Origin of the sequence: Stenotrophomonas sp. G106K1, from assembly GCF_037969685.1 — a bacterium.
Taxonomy (GTDB): domain Bacteria; phylum Pseudomonadota; class Gammaproteobacteria; order Xanthomonadales; family Xanthomonadaceae; genus Stenotrophomonas; species Stenotrophomonas lactitubi.
Genome location: NZ_JBBPFR010000008.1, coordinates 55854 through 74571, shown reverse-complemented (window position 1 = coordinate 74571; position 18718 = coordinate 55854). Strand labels below are relative to the sequence as shown.

16 protein-coding genes are annotated in these 18718 nt (G+C 66.4%); 2 read left to right on the top strand and 14 right to left on the bottom strand.

Translation table 11 applies throughout. The annotated features are described in order from the left end of the window. Window positions 1-74: 74 nt before the first annotated feature. The 3 genes from smeF to smeD all read right to left on the bottom strand — a co-directional run bounded on the left by smeF (window position 75) and on the right by smeD (window position 5905). Window positions 75-1475 (bottom strand): multidrug efflux RND transporter outer membrane subunit SmeF, encoded by a 1401-nt coding sequence (gene smeF / locus WKB25_RS09705; protein WP_340570225.1) that lies wholly within the window; start codon window positions 1473-1475, stop codon window positions 75-77. A 110-nt stretch (window positions 1476-1585) separates the two neighbouring features. Next, the gene (smeE, locus tag WKB25_RS09700) at window positions 1586-4711 is read right to left on the bottom strand and encodes a multidrug efflux RND transporter permease subunit SmeE (protein WP_080149814.1); all 3126 of its coding nucleotides are present in this window, start codon (window positions 4709-4711) and stop codon (window positions 1586-1588) included. Window positions 4712-4723: 12 nt separating this feature from the next. Continuing rightward, window positions 4724-5905: a multidrug efflux RND transporter periplasmic adaptor subunit SmeD gene (smeD, locus tag WKB25_RS09695; protein WP_099820612.1), complete on the bottom strand. Its 1182-nt coding sequence runs from the start codon at window positions 5903-5905 to the stop codon at window positions 4724-4726. A 227-nt stretch (window positions 5906-6132) separates the two neighbouring features. Here smeD and WKB25_RS09690 point away from each other — a divergent pair, with 227 nt between their 5' ends. Next, window positions 6133-6792, top strand: a complete 660-nt coding sequence (locus tag WKB25_RS09690; protein WP_340570221.1) for a TetR family transcriptional regulator — start codon at window positions 6133-6135, stop codon at window positions 6790-6792. Window positions 6793-6898: 106 nt separating this feature from the next. Here WKB25_RS09690 and hslU read toward each other — a convergent pair whose 3' ends face one another. The 9 genes from hslU to WKB25_RS09645 all read right to left on the bottom strand — a co-directional run bounded on the left by hslU (window position 6899) and on the right by WKB25_RS09645 (window position 14696). Continuing rightward, window positions 6899-8278, bottom strand: a complete 1380-nt coding sequence (gene hslU / locus WKB25_RS09685; RefSeq protein ID WP_089236974.1) for an ATP-dependent protease ATPase subunit HslU — start codon at window positions 8276-8278, stop codon at window positions 6899-6901. A 76-nt stretch (window positions 8279-8354) separates the two neighbouring features. Further along, entirely contained in the window at window positions 8355-8906 is a 552-nt protein-coding gene (gene hslV, locus WKB25_RS09680) for an ATP-dependent protease subunit HslV (protein ID WP_025877284.1), read from the bottom strand. A gap of 173 nt (window positions 8907-9079) precedes the next feature. After that, on the bottom strand, window positions 9080-9259 hold the full coding sequence (locus WKB25_RS09675; protein WP_340570218.1) for a DUF3079 domain-containing protein: 180 nt from the start codon (window positions 9257-9259) through the stop codon (window positions 9080-9082). Between the two features lie 76 nt (window positions 9260-9335). Further along, entirely contained in the window at window positions 9336-10229 is an 894-nt protein-coding gene (gene xerC / locus WKB25_RS09670) for a tyrosine recombinase XerC (RefSeq protein WP_340570217.1), read from the bottom strand. 16 nt (window positions 10230-10245) lie between these two features. Next, window positions 10246-10920 (bottom strand): DUF484 family protein, encoded by a 675-nt coding sequence (locus tag WKB25_RS09665; RefSeq protein WP_100462415.1) that lies wholly within the window; start codon window positions 10918-10920, stop codon window positions 10246-10248. Then, the gene (dapF, locus tag WKB25_RS09660; protein ID WP_340570216.1) at window positions 10917-11768 is read right to left on the bottom strand and encodes a diaminopimelate epimerase; all 852 of its coding nucleotides are present in this window, start codon (window positions 11766-11768) and stop codon (window positions 10917-10919) included. The genes WKB25_RS09665 and dapF overlap by 4 nt, the downstream gene beginning before the upstream one ends. Beyond that, the gene (locus WKB25_RS09655) at window positions 11761-12000 is read right to left on the bottom strand and encodes a lipoprotein (RefSeq protein WP_340570214.1); all 240 of its coding nucleotides are present in this window, start codon (window positions 11998-12000) and stop codon (window positions 11761-11763) included. The genes dapF and WKB25_RS09655 overlap by 8 nt, the downstream gene beginning before the upstream one ends. 84 nt (window positions 12001-12084) lie before the next feature. After that, window positions 12085-12507 carry a YbaN family protein gene (locus WKB25_RS09650; RefSeq protein ID WP_340570212.1) on the bottom strand — a complete coding sequence of 141 codons (423 nt, stop codon included), beginning with the start codon at window positions 12505-12507 and terminating at the stop codon, window positions 12085-12087. Between the two features lie 56 nt (window positions 12508-12563). Next, the gene (locus WKB25_RS09645; RefSeq protein WP_340570210.1) at window positions 12564-14696 is read right to left on the bottom strand and encodes a S9 family peptidase; all 2133 of its coding nucleotides are present in this window, start codon (window positions 14694-14696) and stop codon (window positions 12564-12566) included. Window positions 14697-14900: 204 nt separating this feature from the next. Between WKB25_RS09645 and WKB25_RS09640 the strand changes: the two genes are divergently transcribed. Continuing rightward, window positions 14901-16085, top strand: a complete 1185-nt coding sequence (locus WKB25_RS09640; protein ID WP_340570209.1) for a pyridoxal phosphate-dependent aminotransferase — start codon at window positions 14901-14903, stop codon at window positions 16083-16085. Between the two features lie 78 nt (window positions 16086-16163). On the opposite strand, the gene WKB25_RS09635 is transcribed toward WKB25_RS09640, so the two are convergent. Both WKB25_RS09635 and WKB25_RS09630 read right to left on the bottom strand, forming a co-directional pair. After that, window positions 16164-18260 carry a prolyl oligopeptidase family serine peptidase gene (locus WKB25_RS09635; protein WP_340570207.1) on the bottom strand — a complete coding sequence of 699 codons (2097 nt, stop codon included), beginning with the start codon at window positions 18258-18260 and terminating at the stop codon, window positions 16164-16166. Between the two features lie 69 nt (window positions 18261-18329). Continuing rightward, window positions 18330-18647, bottom strand: coding sequence for a hypothetical protein (locus WKB25_RS09630; protein WP_340570205.1), 318 nt, complete (start codon window positions 18645-18647; stop codon window positions 18330-18332). Window positions 18648-18718 lie beyond the last annotated feature (71 nt).

The following is an 18718-nucleotide window of genomic DNA, read 5'->3' as shown; positions in this document are numbered from 1 at the left end:
TGGTTGGCACGGATGCGTCAGCGCAGTCGGCTGGCCCTGTGCCAACCAAGGTTGGCACCCACCACAAGCGCGGCTTACCCGCGCTCGTGCCAGCCGCCGCCCAGCACCTTGTACAGCGTGATGCGGTTGGACTGCTGCGCCAGCTGCGTCTGCAGCTGTGTCTGCTGCGCGTTGTAGGCGGTACGACGTGCATCCAACAGGGTGACAAAGCTGTCCAGGCCGGCGTCATAGCGCGCCTGTGACAAGCGGTTGGCCTGCTCGGCCGCGTCCACCAGGCGCTGCTGCGAGGCGGCCTGCTCATCCAGGCTGACATTCAATGCCAGCGCATCGGCGGTTTCGCGGAAACCACTCTGGATCGACTTTTCGTACTGCGCCAGCGCGATATCGCGATCGGCGTTGGCCACCGCCAGGTTCGCGCGCAGCTTGCCGCCCTGGAAGATCGGCAAAGTGATCTTCGGCAGGAAGCTCCACACCCGCGTGCCGCTGTCGAACAGGCCCGACAGTTCACCCGAACCAGTGCCGATGCTGCCGGTCAGCGAGATGCTGGGGAAGAAGGCGGCGCGTGCGGCACCGATGTTGGCATTGGCGGCCAGCAGTTGATGCTCCGCCGCCATGATGTCCGGACGCTGCAGCAGTACGTCGCTGGGCAAGCCGGCCGGCGGCGGCGCCAGCGCAAGTACCTGCGGCGCGATGCTGTCCGGCAGCAGCGCCGGATCCAGCTGGCCACCGGCCAGCAGCGCCAGCGCGTTGCGGTCCTGGGCCAGCTGCCCACGCAGACGCGCGGCATCGGTGCGCGCGGTCTCGACCAGGGTGCGGGTCTGGGTCAGTTCCAGCGCCGAACTGCCACCACGCTCATGGCGTGCTTCGGCCAGGCGCAGCGAATCCTCATAGGTCTTCACCGTTGCTTCGGCGATCGCCAGACGCTGCTGGTCGGCGCCGTAGGTCAACCACGCGGTGGCGGTCTCGGCCACCAGGCTCAGCTGCGCGTTGCGGCGGTTGGCAGCTACAGCGAAGTACTGTTGCAGCGCGGCCTCGCTCAGGTTGCGCACACGGCCGAACAGGTCCAGTTCAAACTCGGCCACGCCGACGCCCGCGCTGAACTGCTCGGTCACCGGCACGTCACCACCGCGGCGGTCCATCTGCCCGGTCACGGCCACGCCCGGCACGCGGTCAGCGCGCTGCACGCGGTACTGGCCGCGCGCCTTCTCGACGTTGAGCACGGCCACGCGCAGGTCGCGGTTGTTGTCCAGCGCCTGGCCGATCACCTGCTGCAGGCGCTCATCGGTGAAGAAGTCGCGCCAGCCGATCGCGGCCGCATCGGCCACTTCGCCCTGCGCGGCTTCCGCTGGCCACTGCGACGGAATGGCCGGGGCCACCGCGGTGTTCTTCGGCGCCAGGGTGCCGCAGCCGGCAAGCGCCAGTGCCGCAGCGATGGAGAGGAACAGAGATGTACTTTTCATTGGAATGACTTCCATCGGTACTGCCGGATGGCAGGAGGTAGTGCCGGCCGCTGGCCGGCAACCTCGTTGGATTCACATCACGCGATCAGCAGCTGCCGGCCAGCGGCCGGCACTACCGTTTCGCATCAGCTGGTGGCGTTGCGCTTCTTGAACACGCGCTGCACCACGACGAAGAACAGCGGTACGAAGAACACGCCGAGTACGGTGCCGACCACCATGCCGCCCAGCACGCCGGTGCCGATCGCCTGCTTGGCGCCGGAGCCGGCACCGCTGGAGATCGCCAGCGGCAGCACGCCCATGCCGAAGGCCAGCGAGGTCATGATGATCGGACGCAGACGGTCGCGCACTGCGTGCATCGTCGCTTCGATCAGCCCCGCGCCCTTCTCCAGATGCTCCTTGGCGAACTCGACGATCAGGATCGCGTTCTTGCTGGTCAGGCCCACCGTGGTCAGCATCGCCACCTGGAAGTAGATGTCGCGCTCCATGCCACGGAAGGTGTTGGCCAGCACCGCACCAAGGATGCCCAGCGGCGCCACCAGCAGCACCGAGGTCGGCACGCTCCAGCTTTCGTACAACGCGGCAAGGCACAGGAACACGATCATCAGCGACAGCGTGTACAGCAGCGGCGTCTGCGAGCCCGCCTGGCGTTCCTGGTAGGACATCGCCGTCCACTCGACGCCGAAGCCCGCCGGCAACTGCTTGGCCAGCTGTTCGATCTCGGCCATGGCATCACCGGAGGCCACGCCCGGGGCCGGTTCGCCCTGGATTTCGGTGGCCGACACGCCGTTGTAGCGTTCCAGGCGCGGCGAACCGTAATCCCAGTGCTTGCTGGCGAAGGCGCTGAACGGAACCATCTCGCCCTTGTCGTTCTTCACCGACCAGAGATCGAAGTCCTCCGGCACCATGCGGAACGGCTGGTCAGCCTGCACGAACACGCGCTTGACGCGGCCGCGATCGATGAAGTCATCGATGTACGAGCTGCCCCACGCGGTGGCCAGGGTGGTGTTGACCTGATCGATCGACAGGCCCAGCGAGCTGGCCTTGGCCACATCGATATCGATGCGGAACTGCGGGGTGTCTTCCTGGCCGTTCGGACGCACGTTGGCGAGCTTCTTGCTGCCAGCCGCCAGGCCAAGCAGCTGGTTGCGGGCCGCCAGCAGTGCCTCATGGCCCTGGCCGCTGTTGTCCTTCAGGAAGAAGGTGTAGCCCGAAGCCGTACCCAGCTCCGGAATGGCCGGCGGCGGGAAGGCAAAGATGAAGGCATCCTTGATCTGCCCCAGTGCAGCCATCGCACGTCCGGTGATCGGCATCACGCCGTTGTCGGCGTCACGATCCTTCCAGTCCTTCAGCTTGACGAAGGCCATGCCCGCGTTCTGGCCCATGCCGGCGAAGCTGAAGCCCTGCACCGAGAACACCGATTCGACGGCACCCTTCTCGTTTTCCATGAAGTGCTTTTCGAGCGCGGCGATCGATTCCAGCGTGCGCTCCTGGGTTGCACCGACCGGCGCCTGCACCAGCGCCATCAGCACGCCCTGGTCTTCATTGGGCAGGAACGAGCTGGGCAGGCGCACGAACAGCACGCCCATCAGCAGGAACAGCGCAGCGACGATGCCCATGAACCGCCACGGACGGTGCAGGATGCCGCGCACGCCGCGCTGGTAGCTTTCGCTGGTACGGTCGAAGCCGCGGTTGAAGCCGTTGAAGAAGCGACCGGCGAAACCGCGGTGGGCGACATGGTGCTCGCCCTTCTTCAGCGGCTTGAGCATGGTCGCGCACAGCGCCGGCGTCAGCACGATCGCCACCAGCACCGACAACGCCATCGCCGACACGATCGTCGCCGAGAACTGCCGGTAGATCACGCCGGTGGAGCCGCTCATGAAGGCCATCGGCACGAACACCGCTGACAGCACCAGGCCGATACCCACCAGCGCACCGGTGATCTGGCTCATCGACTTGCGTGTGGCTTCCAGCGGCGACAGGCCCTCTTCGGACATGATGCGCTCGACGTTCTCCACTACCACGATGGCATCGTCCACCAGCAGGCCGATGGCCAGCACCATCGCGAACATGGTCAGCATGTTCACCGAGAAGCCCAGCACCGACAGCACGCCGAAGGTACCCAGCAGCACCACTGGTACGGCGATGGTCGGGATCAGGGTGGCGCGGAAGTTCTGCAGGAACAGGTACATCACCACGAACACCAGCACGATCGCTTCGAGCAGGGTCTGCACCACGCCCTTGATCGACACGCGCACGAACGGGGTGGTGTCGTACGGGATCTCGGCCTTCAGGCCGGCCGGGAAGAAGCCTTCCAGTTCCTTCAGGGTTTCATCGACACCGGCAGCGGTATCCAGCGCGTTGGCGCCGGTAGCCAGGGTGACCGCCAGGCCGCTGGCCGGCTGCCCGTTGTAGCGGGTGACGAAGTCGTACGACTCGGCGCCCAGCTCGACGCGGGCAACGTCGCCCAGGCGCAGTTCGGCACCGTCCTGCGCGCCGCGCACGATGATGTTGCGGAACTGTTCCGGGGTCTGCAGGCGCGACTGCGCGTTGATGGTGGCGTTGAGCTGCTGGCCCTTCACCGACGGCGCACCACCCAGCTGGCCGATGGCCACCTGCGCGTTCTGTGCTTTCACCGCAGCAACCACTTCCGGCACCGACATGCCGTAGGTGTGCAGCTTGTTCGGGTCCAGCCAGATGCGCATGGCGTACTTGCCACCGAACACCTGGATGTTGCCCACGCCCGGCACGCGGCTGAGACGGTCCACGACATTGGAACCGACGTAGTCGGCGATGTCGTTGGCGTCCATGCTGCCGTCTTCGGACACGAACGCGATGACGTTCAGGAAGCCCGAGCTGGACTTGGCGACGTTGATGCCCTGCCGCTGCACTTCCTGCGGCAGCAGTGGCATCGCCAGCTGCAGCTTGTTCTGCACCTGCACCTGGGCGATGTCGGGGTTGGTACCGCTCTCGAAGGTCAGGGTGATGGTGGCCTGGCCGTTGGACGAGCTGTTGGAGGAGAAGTAGATCAGGCCATCAAGACCCTTCATGTTCTGCTCGATGATCTGCGTCACCGAGTCTTCGACCACCTTGGCCGAAGCACCCGGGTAGCTGGCGCTGATTTCCACCGCCGGCGGTGCGACGTTGGGGTACATCGAGATCGGCAGCTTGAACAGGGCCAGGCCGCCGGCGAGCATGATGATGATCGCGATGACCCACGCGAAGATGGGTCGATCGATGAAGAAACGTGCCATGGGGTTCTCCGCTTACTTCGCGCCTGCGGCCGCAGCTGCAGGTTGGGCGGCGGCCGGCTTGGCCGGGGCGGCGCCCTGTTCGGTGGCGTTCACGGGCATGCCCGGGCCGATCTTCTGCAGGCCTTCGACGATGACCTTGTCGCCAGCCTTCAGGCCGTCCTCGACCAGCCACTTGTCGCCGACGGTGCGGCTGACCTTGACCGGGCGCACTTCGACCTTGTTGTCCTTGCCGACCACCATCGCGCTGGTATCGCCCTTCGGATCGCGTGCGATGCCCTGCATCGGCACCAGCACCGCATCGCTGCGCACGCCGCCGCCGATCACCGCGCGCACGTACATGCCCGGCATCAGCAGGCCATCGGGGTTGTCGACCTTGACCCGCAGCGCGAAGCTGCCGGTGGCCGGATCGACGCTGACTTCGGAGAACTCCAGCGTGCCCTTGTGTTCGAAGGTGCTGCCGTCTTCCATAAGGATGCTGACCGGCGTCTGCTGGTTGTCCTGCAGGCGGCCGGCCGCCAGTTCGCGGCGCAACTGCAGCAGCTCGGCCGAGGACTGGGTGAGGTCGACGTAGATCGGGTCCAGCTGCTGCACGGTCGCCAGTGCAGTGGCCTGGCCTGCGCTGACCAGCGCCCCCTGGGTGACGCTGGACTTGCCGATGCGGCCGCTGATCGGCGCGGTGATGCGCGCATAACCGAGGGTCACGTTGGCGGCATCCAGTGATGCCTTGGCGGCGCCGACATCGGCCTCGGCCTGCTTCTGCGCGGCCACGGCGTTTTCCAGATCCTGCTGGCTGACCGCGTCGACCTTGGCCAGCTCGGTGATGCGCTTGGCGCTCAGGCGCGCCGCATTGGCGGTGGCTTCAGCGCGGGCCAGCTGTGCGCGCGCGCTGTTGGCCTGGGCGCGGTAGCTGGCGTCCTCGATCTGGTACAGCGGCTCGCCGGCCTTGACCATCCCACCCTCGGTGAACAGCCGCTTGGCGACGATGCCGTTGACCTGCGGGCGCACTTCGGCCACCAGGAAGGCATTGGTGCGGCCCGGCAGCTCACGGGTCAGGCCGACAGTCTCGGACTTCAGCGTGACCACGCTGACCTGGCCCGGCCCCTGTTCGGGCGCCTGGGGTTGGCCGCCACAGGCAGCGACGGTCGCAGCGATCGCCAGCGACAACGCGAAGGGTCGGATTCGGCTCAGCAACATGATGGGAATGGCTCTTGAAGGGAGGGATCTCAGTTGGCACTGATACGGCGAACCCTCCCCTTGCAGGAGCGGAGACCGCGCGGACAGCGCCCACCCGGGTGGAGTGGGAGCCAGGACTGGCCTGCCACGCACACGACGGGAATGATGGGAGGGAAATATACATACATGCGTGTTTGTTTGTAAACCGGTACAATTCAGCCACGTTTCACGCTAACTCGTACCCACTCATGGCCCGCAAGACCAAAGAGGACACCCAGGCGACCCGGGAAGGCATCCTGGACGCCGCCGAAACCTGCTTCCACGAGCATGGCGTCGCCCGCACCACGCTGGAGATGATCGGTGCCCGCGCCGGCTATACCCGCGGCGCGGTGTACTGGCACTTCAAGAACAAGGGCGAAGTGCTGGCGGCGATGATCGAACGGGTACACCTGCCTTTCATGCAGGAACTGGAGCGCACCTCCAGCGACCAGCGCGATACCCCGGTGCACGATCTGCGCGCGGTGATGATCCACTCGTTCATCGAGCTGTCCGAGGACGAGCGCCTGCGCAAGACCATGGAGATCATGCTGCGCAGCGATGCCTCGGCTGATACCAGGGTACTGACCGAACTGCAGCAGGCCGGCTTCCGCGATGCCCTCGACCGGATGGAGCGTGCCCTGCGCCGTGCCCAGGACCTCGGCCAGCTGCGCGACGGCGCCGACCCGAAGATCGCCGCGCGCATGCTGCACGCCACCGTGCTCGGCGTGCTGCACGGGGCCATGGTCGAACCGGACCTGATGGACCTCAAGCGCGATGGCATGCTGGCGCTGGACATGACCCTGGCCGCCTACGTGAAGGAAGGCATGTTCGTACCGGGTTCGGTGCCGGAGCCGCTGCCGGAAGCGTGAGGGTCGCCGGGCATGGCCCGGCGCTACCTTGGTAGATCCACGCCATGCGTGGATGCGAACGGACAAACAAAAAGGCCGCCTTTCGGCGGCCTTTTCGCATTCCCGGTTACAGGATGTAACGGCTCAGGTCCGGATCCTGCACCAGCTCACCCAGGTGCGCATCGACGTAGGCACTGTCGATGGCCAGGGTCTCACCATCGCGGTCCGGTGCTTCGTAGCTGAGCGAATCCAGCAGGCGCTCCAGCACCGTGTGCAGACGGCGCGCACCGATGTTCTCCTGGCGCTCGTTCACCTGGAACGCGATCTCGGCCAGGCGGTCGATGGCGTCGGTGGTGAAGCTGACCTTGACGCCTTCGGTGGCCAGCAGCGCTTCGTACTGCTTGGTCAGCGCCGCCTTCGGTTCGGTCAGGATGCGCACGAAATCCGCCTTGCTCAGCGCACCCAGCTCCACGCGGATCGGGAAGCGGCCCTGCAGCTCGGGAATCAGGTCGCTGGGCTTGGCCAGGTGGAACGCGCCCGATGCGATGAACAGGATGTGGTCGGTCTTGATCGTGCCGTACTTGGTGGACACGTTGGACCCTTCCACCAGCGGCAGCAGATCGCGCTGCACGCCTTCGCGCGAGACATCACCGCCAGACGAGCCTGCATCCCCGCGCTTGGCGACCTTGTCGATCTCGTCGATGAACACGATGCCGTGCTGTTCGCAGGCTTCGATCGCGGCAGTGCGGATATCGTCCTCGTTGACCAGCTTGCCGGCTTCTTCTTCCTGCAGCAGCGGGCGCGCGGCCTTGATGGTCAGCGTGCGCTTGTGCGCCTTGGCGCCACCGCCGAGGTTGGCGAACATCGACTTCAGCTGCTGGCCCATTTCCTCCATGCCCGGCGGGGTCATGATGTCCATGCTGACGTTGGCGGTCAGGTCGAGCTCGATCTCGCGATCATCCAGCTCACCGTTGCGCAGCATCTTGCGGAACTTGATGCGGGTCTCGTTGTCCTGCGCCGACGGTTCGTTGCGCGCAGCCTCGGGGTCGAAGCCGATACCACCACTGCGGCGCGGCAGCAGCGCATCGAGGATGCGGTCTTCGGCGCGCTCTTCGGCCTGCGTGCGCACGCGCACCTTGGCCTGCTCGCGGTACAGCTTGACGGCGGTATCGGCCAGGTCGCGGATGATCTGTTCGACGTCCTTGCCGACATAGCCGACTTCGGTGAAGCGGGTCGCTTCGACCTTGACGAACGGCGCGTTGGCCAGCGTGGCCAGGCGGCGCGCGATCTCGGTCTTGCCGACGCCGGTCGGGCCGATCATCAGGATGTTCTTGGGCATGACCTCGTTGCGCAGCTCGGGCTGCAGCTGCATGCGGCGCCAGCGGTTGCGCAGGGCGATGGCGACCGCGCGCTTGGCATCATGCTGGCCGACGATGTGCCGGTCCAGTTCCTGCACGATCTCGCGCGGGGTCATGGTGGCGGAGGAAACTTCGATCTTGTGCGGCATGGGTGTGCTCACGAATTCGTTGTCGGTAGCGCCGGGCCATGCCCGGCGGATCGGGAATGCCTGTGACGGTTCCCCGTCACAGCTCCTCGACCACCACGTTGCGGTTGGTGTAGATGCAGATGTCGCCGGCGATGTTGATCGCTTCACTGGCGATGGTGCGTGCGTCCAGTTCGGTGTGCGCCATCAGCGCGCGTGCAGCGGACAGTGCATACGAACCACCGGAACCGATGGCGATGATGCCGTCCTCCGGCTCGATCACATCGCCGGTGCCGCTGATGATCAGCGAGGTTTCCTTGTCGGCCACCGCCAGCAGGGCTTCAAGCTTGCCGAGGCGACGCTCGGTGCGCCAATCCTTGGCCAGTTCCACCGCAGCACGCTGCAGCTGGCCGTGCTTTTCCAGCTTGGCTTCGAACAGCTCGAACAGGGTGAAGGCGTCGGCGGCGGCACCGGCAAAGCCGGCCAGCACCTGGCCATCACGGCCGAGGCGGCGGACCTTGCGTGCGTTGCCCTTCATCACCGTGTGGCCGAGGGTGACCTGGCCGTCGCCGGCAATCGCCACGTGCTCGCCGCGACGAACGCAGACGATGGTGGTGGCGTGGAAAACGGTGGGATTCTGACTGGGGTCCATGCGGCCTCCGATAGCTGTTCACGGGACATGGGGACAGCCGCCGAAGCGATCAAGCCCGTGCCGATAGCTGCCGTTCAGCGCTTGGTGGCGCCCCATGGGCAGAGGGGCGCCCTTCCAACGAGCGCATCGCAATGCGCGCGGAACCCACCGCCCGAACGTGGAACGCCTGCCGTTCAGCGTTTGGCCTGCGAAGGGCGGTCCGGATTCGGCTCAATCCCCAATGCCACGTACCAGTCTGCGCCCTGGGTTTCGATGGGGTGCTGGGTGCGGCCCGAGCCGTTGCCACAGGCCAGTGCGTCGGCGGCGCAGTATCGATCGCAGCCCCAGCAGATGCGCTCGGGGCCTGCGGCCACAATGCGCCACTGCGCCCCGCCCTGCCCTGATGCAGATCAAGCGGAGGCTGTTGCGCTCGCCGGGCATGGCCCGGCGCTACCCCCCCTTGTCGGGCGGGTCTTTGCGTCGTTTCGCGCGCGGGTGCGCCGCATCGTAGACCTTGGCCAGATGCTGGAAATCCAGGTGCGTGTAGATCTGCGTGGTGGCGATGTCGGCATGGCCGAGCAGTTCCTGCACACCGCGCAGGTCGCCGGAGGATTCCAGGATGTGGCTGGCGAAACTGTGCCGCAGCATGTGCGGGTGCACGTGCTTGAACAGGCCTTGGCGCTGCGCCAGCTGGCGGATGCGGATCTGCACCGCACGCTGGCTGATCGGCCCGTTACGGCCGGGGAAAACCGGTGTGGCGGCGCCACCGCCGCTTTCGCTGCGCCAGGTCAGCAGCGCCTCGCGTGCCGGCTTTCCGAAGGGAACGCGACGTTGCCGGTTGCCCTTGCCCATCACGTTGACCAGGCCACTGGCGAAATCCAGATCGCGCCAGGTCAGCGCGCAGACTTCGCTCAGGCGCAGGCCGGAGGAATAGAACAGCTCCAGCAGCGCGCGGTCACGACGACCCAGCTCGCCCTCCGGTTCCAGTTCAACCAGCTGCACGGCTTCGTCGGCATCGAGTACCTGCGGCAATCGTCTCGGTGCGCGCGGTGCTTTAAGCGTCGCTGCCGGGCTGGCCTCGATACGGCCATGCTTGAGCAGCCAGGCATAGAAGCTGCGGCAGGCCGACAACCGGCGCTGCAGGCTCTTGGCCGACAGGCCACGGCGGTGTTCGTCGGCAACGAACTGGCGCACCGCGTCGACATCCAGCGCCTCCACGGCCACGCCGCGGGGCTCGGCCCACACCGACAATGCGTCCAGGTCGCGGCGGTAGGCATCGAGCGTATGCGCCGACATCCGCCGCTCCACCTGCAGGTGCTGCAGGAACGCCTGCACCGCGCTCATCGTCGTCGTTTCCCGCTCAATCCGCGAAGCGCTTGAGCCCGGTCACCAGGGCCTCGCCCATCATCCGCAGGAACAGCGTGCCCATGCCGGGATAGAAGCGGTTCGGATCATGACTGCCCACTGCGATCAGGCCAACGCCCGGCAACGGCAGCAGCGCGGTGGTCTGCACTTCCTCGCTGCGCGCGCCGTACAGCACCGCGTTCTTGTCGCTCTGCAGGCGGCCACAGATCGGCTCACCATCCTTCAGGCAGTCGCGGAACGGGCCCAGCTGCGCATCATCGGCAGCCAGCACCTGCAGCCACTCGGCCTGCTCCAGCCCGGCCACCGGCGCATGCACCACCAGCCGCACCAGATCGCCGGCGAAGTCTTCCTGCAGCGACGCCGCCATCGCGCGCAGCGTATCGGCGGCATTGTCCTGCTTCATCAGTGCCAGGGTGAGCTGATGCGTGCGCACCGCCAGCCGCTCGTTGACCTGCGCGGTCGCGCCCAGGTCGGCCAACCGTCGCGCCAGCTCGCGGTTCTTCTCGCGCAGCACTTCCAGCTGGTAGCTGGCCAGCGATGCGGTCGGGCCGTCATCGCGTGGCACCACCAGGGTCAGCGCCAGGTCCGGGAACTGCTTGAGGAAGCCCGGATGACGCCGCAACCAGGCGGCGACTTCATGGGCACCGAGCTTGTCGACGGTCTCAGTCATGCGATCCACTCCCCTTCGAAGACGAATGCGGTCGGGCCAGCCATCACCACCGGTTGGCCATCGCCGGGCCACTGGATGCGCAGGTCGCCTCCGGGCAGGCTGATGCGCGCATCGCGCTGCAGGCGGCCGCGATGCATCAGGGTCACGGCGGCGGCGCAGGCGCCACTGCCGCAGGCCAGGGTTTCACCCACGCCGCGCTCGAACACGCGCAGGCGCACATGTTCCGGGCCCATCACCTGCGCGAAGCCCACGTTCACCGACTTCGGGAACGAGGCATGCTGCTGCAGCAATCCACCCACGCGCTCAACCGGCGCAGCGTCGACCAGGCCCACTTCGATCACCGCGTGCGGATTGCCCATCGACACCGCCGCGAAACGCACGGTCTCACCCTGCAGTGGCAGCAGGTATTCCTCGCGCGGGTGGGCGAAGCCGATCAGCGGCACCTGCGCCGGTTCGAACAGCGGTACGCCCATCGCCACCGCGTACTGGCCATTGCCGAGCACATCCACGGCGTGGCTGGCCAGCGGGCTGTCGATCACGAAGTGATCGCCCTGCGCACTGCCCTCGCGCACCAGCCAGGCAGCGATGCAGCGCGCGCCGTTGCCGCACTGTTCGGAATTGGAACCATCGGCGTTCCAGATGCGGTACGAGGCGACGGAGCCTTCGGCGCGCGGCGGCTCGATGGTCAGGATCTGGTCGCAGCCGACGCCGGTATGGCGGTCGGCCAGGCGTGCGGCCAGTTCCGGGGTGGGCGGCGGGGTGCCGTCGCGCAGGTCGATCACTACGAAATCGTTGCCCGCGCCGTGCATCTTGCTGAAGCGCAGGCCGTTGGAAACCGCCTTACTCATTCCCGTCGTCCACCTTCTTGACCGGGTCCGGGGTCACCGACGGACTACCGTCGCGGGGGTCCTGGGTGGCAGCAGGCGTGGCGTCGGCATCAGCGGCCGGTTCGACGGTTTCTTCCACCGGTACCGGCTTCTGCGGCAGCACCAGCGGGCCCTTGTTGCCGCATGCGGCGAGGAACAGCAGCGAGGCCGCTGCCAGCGGAATCAGGATGACGTTGCGATGGGGGATGTTCATGCCCCGAGTATAGCCATTGGCGGCTGAGCGGTTGGTGCAGGGTGCCGCGGCGCGCATCCGCCGGGCATGGCCCGGCGGGAGAGATCAATCGGCCGGTGGCAGCGGCCGGGTCCACAGCCAGATCGCCACCACGGTCATGCTGCCGATGGAGAACCACTTCACCCAGGCCACCGGCACGCACCACAGCATGATGCCGGCGCACACCGCCATGGTGATCGTGGCCATCCATTTGCCGTAGCGGCTGACCGCACCATGTGCCTGCCAGTTGGTGATGGCCGGGCCGAAGCGCGGGTGCTGCAGCAGCCAGGTGTGCAGGCGCTCGGAGCCGCGCGAGGCGGCCCAGGCCGAGATCAGGATGAATACGGTGGTGGGCAGCCCCGGCACGAAGATGCCGACGATGCCGGTGCCCAGGCTGGCGTAGGCCAGCAACCACCACGCCCAACGGAACCGCACCGGCCGGGCGGGCGCTGGCAGGTCGTTGGTGGCAGGCGGTTCGGGCGGGCGCATCGCGCAAGGATACCGAGCGCAGGTGGCGGCGGCGATATCACCGCCGCCACGATGCGTCATTCCGTCGCAGCGCCGGCAGCGGGCGTTTCGATGCCCAGCTGCTGCAGCACGAATGCATAGGACTCGGACAGTTCGCGGTAACGCTGGAAGCGCCCCGACTTGCCGCCGTGGCCAGCTTCCATGTTGGTGCGGAACAGGATCGGGAAGGAGCTGGTGTTGTCATCACGCAGCCTGGCCACCCACTTGGCCGGCTCCCAGTACTGCACCTGCGAATCCCACAGGCCGGTACCCACGAACAGCGACGGATAGGCCTGCTTTTTCACGTTGTCGTAGGGCGAGTAGGACAGCATGTACTCGTAGTACGGCTTCTGCTCGGGGTTGCCCCACTCGTCGTACTCGTTGGTGGTCAGCGGGATGGTCGGGTCGAGCATGGTGGTGACCACGTCCACGAACGGCACCTGTGCCACCAGCACGCGGTAGTCCTGCGGCGCCTGGTTGGCAATGGCGCCCATCAGCAGGCCACCGGCGCTGCCACCGGAGGCGGCAACACGATCCTTCGCCGCCCAGCCCTGCGCCACCAGGCCACGGGTGACGTCGATGAAGTCGTTGAAGGTGTTCTGCTTGTGCAGCAGCTTGCCGTTCTCGTACCAGTCGCGGCCCATTTCCTGACCGCCGCGGATGTGGGCGATGGCATACACCACGCCACGGTCGAGCAGGCTCACCGCGGTCTGGTTGAAGTATGGGTCCATCGACATGCCGTAGCTGCCGTAGGCGTACTGGAACAGCGCGCCGGTGCCATCCTTCCTGTAGCCCTTGCGATAGACCAGCGACACCGGCACTTTCACCCCGTCGCGCGCGGTGATCCACACCCGGTCGGTTTCGTACTCCGATGCGTCATAGCCGATCACCGGCTGCACCTTCAGCTGGCGACGCTCGCCGGTGGCGGTATTCAGTTCGAATACCGTGGTCGGGGTGGTCATCGAGGTGTAGACGTAGCGCAGCCACGGGGTGTCAGCCTCGGTGTTGTCGCCCAGGCCCATCGAATAGGCCGGCTCGTCGGCCTTCACATAGTCGCTGCGGCCGTCCTTGAACAGCAGGCGGATGCGCTCCAGGCCTTCGGAACGTTCGGCGATGGCGGTGTAGGTATCGAACAGTTCGAAGCCTTCGATGAACACCGCATCGTCGTGCGCAATCCAGTCCTTCCACTGCGCGCGCGAGGTGGCATCGGTCGGTGCGGTCACCAGCTTGAAGTTCTTCGCACCATCGTTGGTGCGGATCACCCAGCGGCCGTCGTAATGGTCGGCGTCGTACTCCACGTCGCGCTGGCGCGGGGCGAGCACGGTGAACGTGGTCGGGTCGCTGGCCGGCGCGTAGCGCTCTTCGGAGGACACGGTGCTGTGCACGCCGATGGTGATGAAGCGATCGTCGCGGGTGCGGCCGATGCCCATGTAGAAGCTGTCGTCCTTTTCTTCGTAGACGACGGTGTCGGCGCTGGCCGGGGTGCCCAGCACGTGCTTCTTCACCCGCACGGTCAACAGCGTTTCCGGATCGTTCTCGACGTACAGCACGGTGCGGTTGTCGTCGGCCCAGACCAGGTCGCCGGAGGTGCCGGTGATCGTGTCCGGCAGCACCGCGCCGGTGCGCAGGTCCTTGAAGCGGATGACGTACTGGCGGCGGCCCACGTCATCATCGGCCCAGGCCAGCAGCTGGTTGTCCTGGCTGACCTCCATCGAGCCGACGCTGAAATAGCCCTTGCCGGCAGCCATCGTGTTGACGTTGAGCAGGACTTCCTCCGGCGCGTCCATGCTGGCCTTGCGGCGCGCATGGATGGGATAGTCCTGGCCGGTCTCGTAGCGGCTGTAGTACCAGTAGCCGCGCTCGCGCGCCGGCACACTGGCATCGTCCTGCTTGATGCGGCCGACGATCTCGCCGTACAGCGCATCCTCCAGCGGCTTCAGCGGTGCCAGCAGCTGGTCGGCGTAGGCGTTCTCGGCCTGCAGGTAGGCCAGCATGGCCTTGTCCTCGCGCGTGTCGTCGCGCAGCCAGTAATAGTCATCGTTGCGGGTCGCGCCGAACGGCGCCTTGACCACGTGCGGACGCTTCTCAACATCCGGCGGAACGGGCGGGGCGGCGACGGTGGCGGTACTGGTCATCAGGCTCGCAAGCAACAGGCAGAGAGTGGATTTCATGAGATAAGGCTCCTTGATCGGCAATGCAATGGCGTCCTTGCGCCTGAGTCTGGGTTGCAGGGGGGCTGTGGGCAACCCTGCAGATGGTCACGACCGCATGCCTGGGTAGTGCCGGCCACTGGCCGGCAACCGCAGCAGACCATTCATCCCGAGGTTGCCGGCCAGCGGCCGGCACTACCTGGACCGGCGGCGTACCATGTGCGCATGAGTACCCTGCCCCACACGCCGGGCTACAGCCGGCGCAGCCACGAAATCGCTCCCTTCCATGTGATGTCCCTGCTGGCCCGCGCTCAGGCGCTGGAACAGGCCGGTCACGATGTGATCCATCTGGAGATCGGCGAACCGGACTTCACCACCGCCGAACCGGTCGTGCGTGCCGGCCAGGCGGCGCTGGCCGCCGGCCACACCCGCTACACCGCCGCACGCGGCCTACCCGCTCTGCGCCAGGCGATCAGCGGCTTCTATCGCAGCCACTACGGCCTGGATATCGACCCCGAACGCATCCTGGTCACGCCGGGCGGGTCCGGCGCGCTGCTGCTGGCCAGCAGCCTGCTGGTCGACCCGGGCCGTCACTGGCTGCTGGCTGATCCCGGCTATCCCTGCAACCGCCACTTCCTGCGACTGGTGGAAGGTGGCGCGCAGCTGGTGCCGGTGGGACCCGAAACGGCCTACCAGCTGACCCCTTCGCTGGTGCAGCAGCACTGGAATGGCGACAGCGTCGGCGCACTGGTGGCGTCGCCGGCCAATCCCACCGGTACCGTGCTGTCAGCCGATGAACTGGCGGCACTGTCTGCTTCGCTGCATGCGCGCGGCGGTCACCTGGTGGTCGACGAGATCTATCACGGCCTGACCTACGGCCAGGATGCAGCGAGCGTGCTGCAAGTGGACGACAGCGCCTTCGTGCTGAACAGCTTCTCCAAGTACTTCGGCATGACCGGCTGGCGACTGGGTTGGCTGGTGGCACCGCCGGCGGCAGTACTCGACCTGGAGAAGCTGGCGCAGAACCTGTACATCAGCGCCTCGAGCATCGCCCAGCATGCGGCCCTTGCCTGTTTCAGTGAGGAGGCGATGACGATCTTCGAGCAGCGCCGCCAGGCCTTCCAGCAGCGCCGCGACTTCCTGCTGCCGGCACTGCGCGAACTGGGCTTCCGCATCGAAGTGGAGCCGCAGGGTGCGTTCTACCTGTACGCCGACGTCAGTGGGTTTACCGATGACGCGCAGACGTTCTGTGCGCACTTCCTGGAGACCGAGCACGTGGCGTTCACCCCGGGCCTGGATTTCGGCTTCCATCGATCGAACCAGCACGTGCGCCTGGCCTATACCCAGGAAGTGCCGCGGTTGCAGGAGGCGGTGGAGCGGATCGCGCGTGGGTTGAAACATTTCCGGTAGCGCCGGGCATGGCCCGGCGCTACCGTTCAACGAATGCCCAACGAAAAACGCCGCCCGAGGGCGGCGTTTTTCATTCCATCATTTACCGCCCAACCGCTCCCACAGGAAGCTGTAGGCCAGTGCGGACATGTGCGCGGCCTGCGCGTTGTTGGCCGCACCGCCATGACCCCCTTCGATGTTCTCGTAGTAGGTCACGTCCTTGCCGGCATCGATCATCTTCGCGGCCATCTTGCGGGCGTGGCCCGGATGTACTCGGTCATCGCGGGTGGAGGTGGTGAACAGCACCGGCGGGTAGCTCTTCTTCGCGTCGAACAGGTGGTACGGCGAGAAGGTCTTGATGAACTCCCAGTCGCTGGTGTCCGGGTTGCCGTACTCGGCCATCCACGAGGCGCCGGCCAGCAGGTGGCTGTAGCGCTTCATGTCCAGCAGCGGAACCTGCACCACCACCGCACCGAACAGCTCCGGATACTGGGTCAGCATGTTGCCGGTGAGCAGGCCACCGTTGCTGCCGCCCTGCACGCCCAGGTGCTTGGCCGAGGTGATCTTGCGGGTGACCAGATCCTGGGCAACCGCGGCCATGTCTTCATAGGCCTTGTGGCGGTTCTGCTTCAGCGCCGCCTGGTGCCAGCGCGGGCCGTACTCGCCACCACCACGGATGTTGGCGACCACGTACACGCCGCCCTTCTCCAGCCACGCGCGGCCCATGCCACCGGAATACGCCGGGGTCAGCGAGATCTCGAAGCCACCGTAGCCGTACAGCAGGGTCGGGTTGGAACCATCGAGCTTCATCGCCTTGTCGTGCACCACGAAGTACGGCACGCGGGTGCCGTCCTTGCTGGTGGCGAAGTGCTGTTCGATGACCTTGCCGTCGGCATCGAAGAACGCCGGCATGGTCTTCAGCACTTCCGGCGCCTTGCCGATGTCGGCGATGGCCAGGGTGGTCGGGGTCAAGTAGTCGGTGGCGGTCAGCCACACTGCATCGCTGTCATTGCTGTCGACAGCACTGACGCCCAGGGTGCCGAAGGCCGGCACGCCGACGAAATCGCTCTTCTGCCAGCCCTTGGCGGTCGGGGTCAGCACCGACAGGCGGTTCTTGACGTCGTCCAGCACGTTCAGCACCAGGTGGTTCCTGGTCCACGAGGCGCTGGCCAGCGAGGTGGTCGCCGTCGGGGTGAACAGCACCTCGAAGTCGCGCTTGCCAGCCAGGAAATCATCCAGCTTGGTCACCAGCAGTGCGCCGGAGGCGTAGGTCTTGCCACCCACGGTCCACGGATCGCGCAGTTCCAGGGTCAGCCACTGCTTGTGCAGGCCCTTCTCGGCCGAGTTCGGCGCATCGATCCTGGTCAGCTTGCCATCGTCGCCGCGCAGGTAGATCTCGTTGTTGTAGAAGGCCAGCGTGCGGCTGACCAGGTTGCGCTCGAAGCCCGGGGTGTCATCGTGCATCGCCGCGATGTACATGTCTTCCGGCTTGCCTTCATAGACCAGGCTGGCCGTGGACATCGGCGTGCCACGCTTCCACAGCTTGGCCACGCGCGGGTAACCGGAGGTGGTCATCGAACCGGTACCGAAGTCGGTGTAAACGAACACGGTGTCGCGGTCGATCCAGCTCAGGCCGCCCTTCGATTCGGGACGGAAGAAGCCGTCCTTGATCCAGCTCTTGCTGGCCAGGTCGAACTCGCGGGTGACATCGGCGTCGGCACCGCCGCGCGACAGCGCGATCAGGCAGCGGCTGTAGTCCGGACGCAGGCAGTCGGCGCCGTGCCAGACCCAGTTTTCGTTCTCGGCCTTGTTCAGCGCATCCAGGTCGAGCACGGTCTCCCAGGTCGGCGAGGCCTTGCGGTACTCGGCCAGGGTGGTGCGACGCCACAGGCCCCGCTCGTGCTGCTTGTCCTTCCAGAAGTTGTAGTAGTAGTCACCGATCTTCTGCACGCCGGGAATCTTGGCGTCCGAGTCGAGCACCTCGCGGATGCTGGTCTCCATCTGCTTGAAGGCCGGGGTCTGCGCCAGGCGCGCCTCGGACTTGGCGTTCTGTTCCTTGACCCAGGACAACGGCTTGTCGCCGGTGACGTCCTCCAGCCAGGCGTAACGGTCGGTGTCTTCAGCTGCCACGGCGGTACCCACCGAGGCAGCGGTCATCATGCCGGCCAGCAGGCAGGCGGAAGCGAATCGTGACATTGCAGCTCCAGGCAGTCATTAGCCTTGGAACGCTAGCATGGATGACCGGTGCCGCCCCCGTGTCGAAGGTCAGGCCGTGGCGGTGCGCGCCTTGCGCGTACGTGGCTGGGAGCGGCGCCGGGCCTGCCCAGTGTCGCGTCGCAACCAGCGCAGCGCTGCCCGCGTCGGCAACGGGCAGCGCAGCAGGGCCCACCATGCCGCCAACGGCATGCCGACCAGCCACAGCGGCAACCAACCCAGCCAGGCACTGCTGCCGCGAGCGGCCGGCCACACCAGCACCACGGCCAGCCCGGCCAAGGCGAACTGCGGCACCACCCGCAGCAGGCGGGGATCAGCACGTTCGCTGACACGTTCAGCTGGAAGGCGGTGGCGGGGACGTGTGCGCATGTGGATTCTCCGGTGGTCGATGCGGGCCAGCTTGGCTGCGGGGCTTCTCACCGGCTGCGACACCATTGACG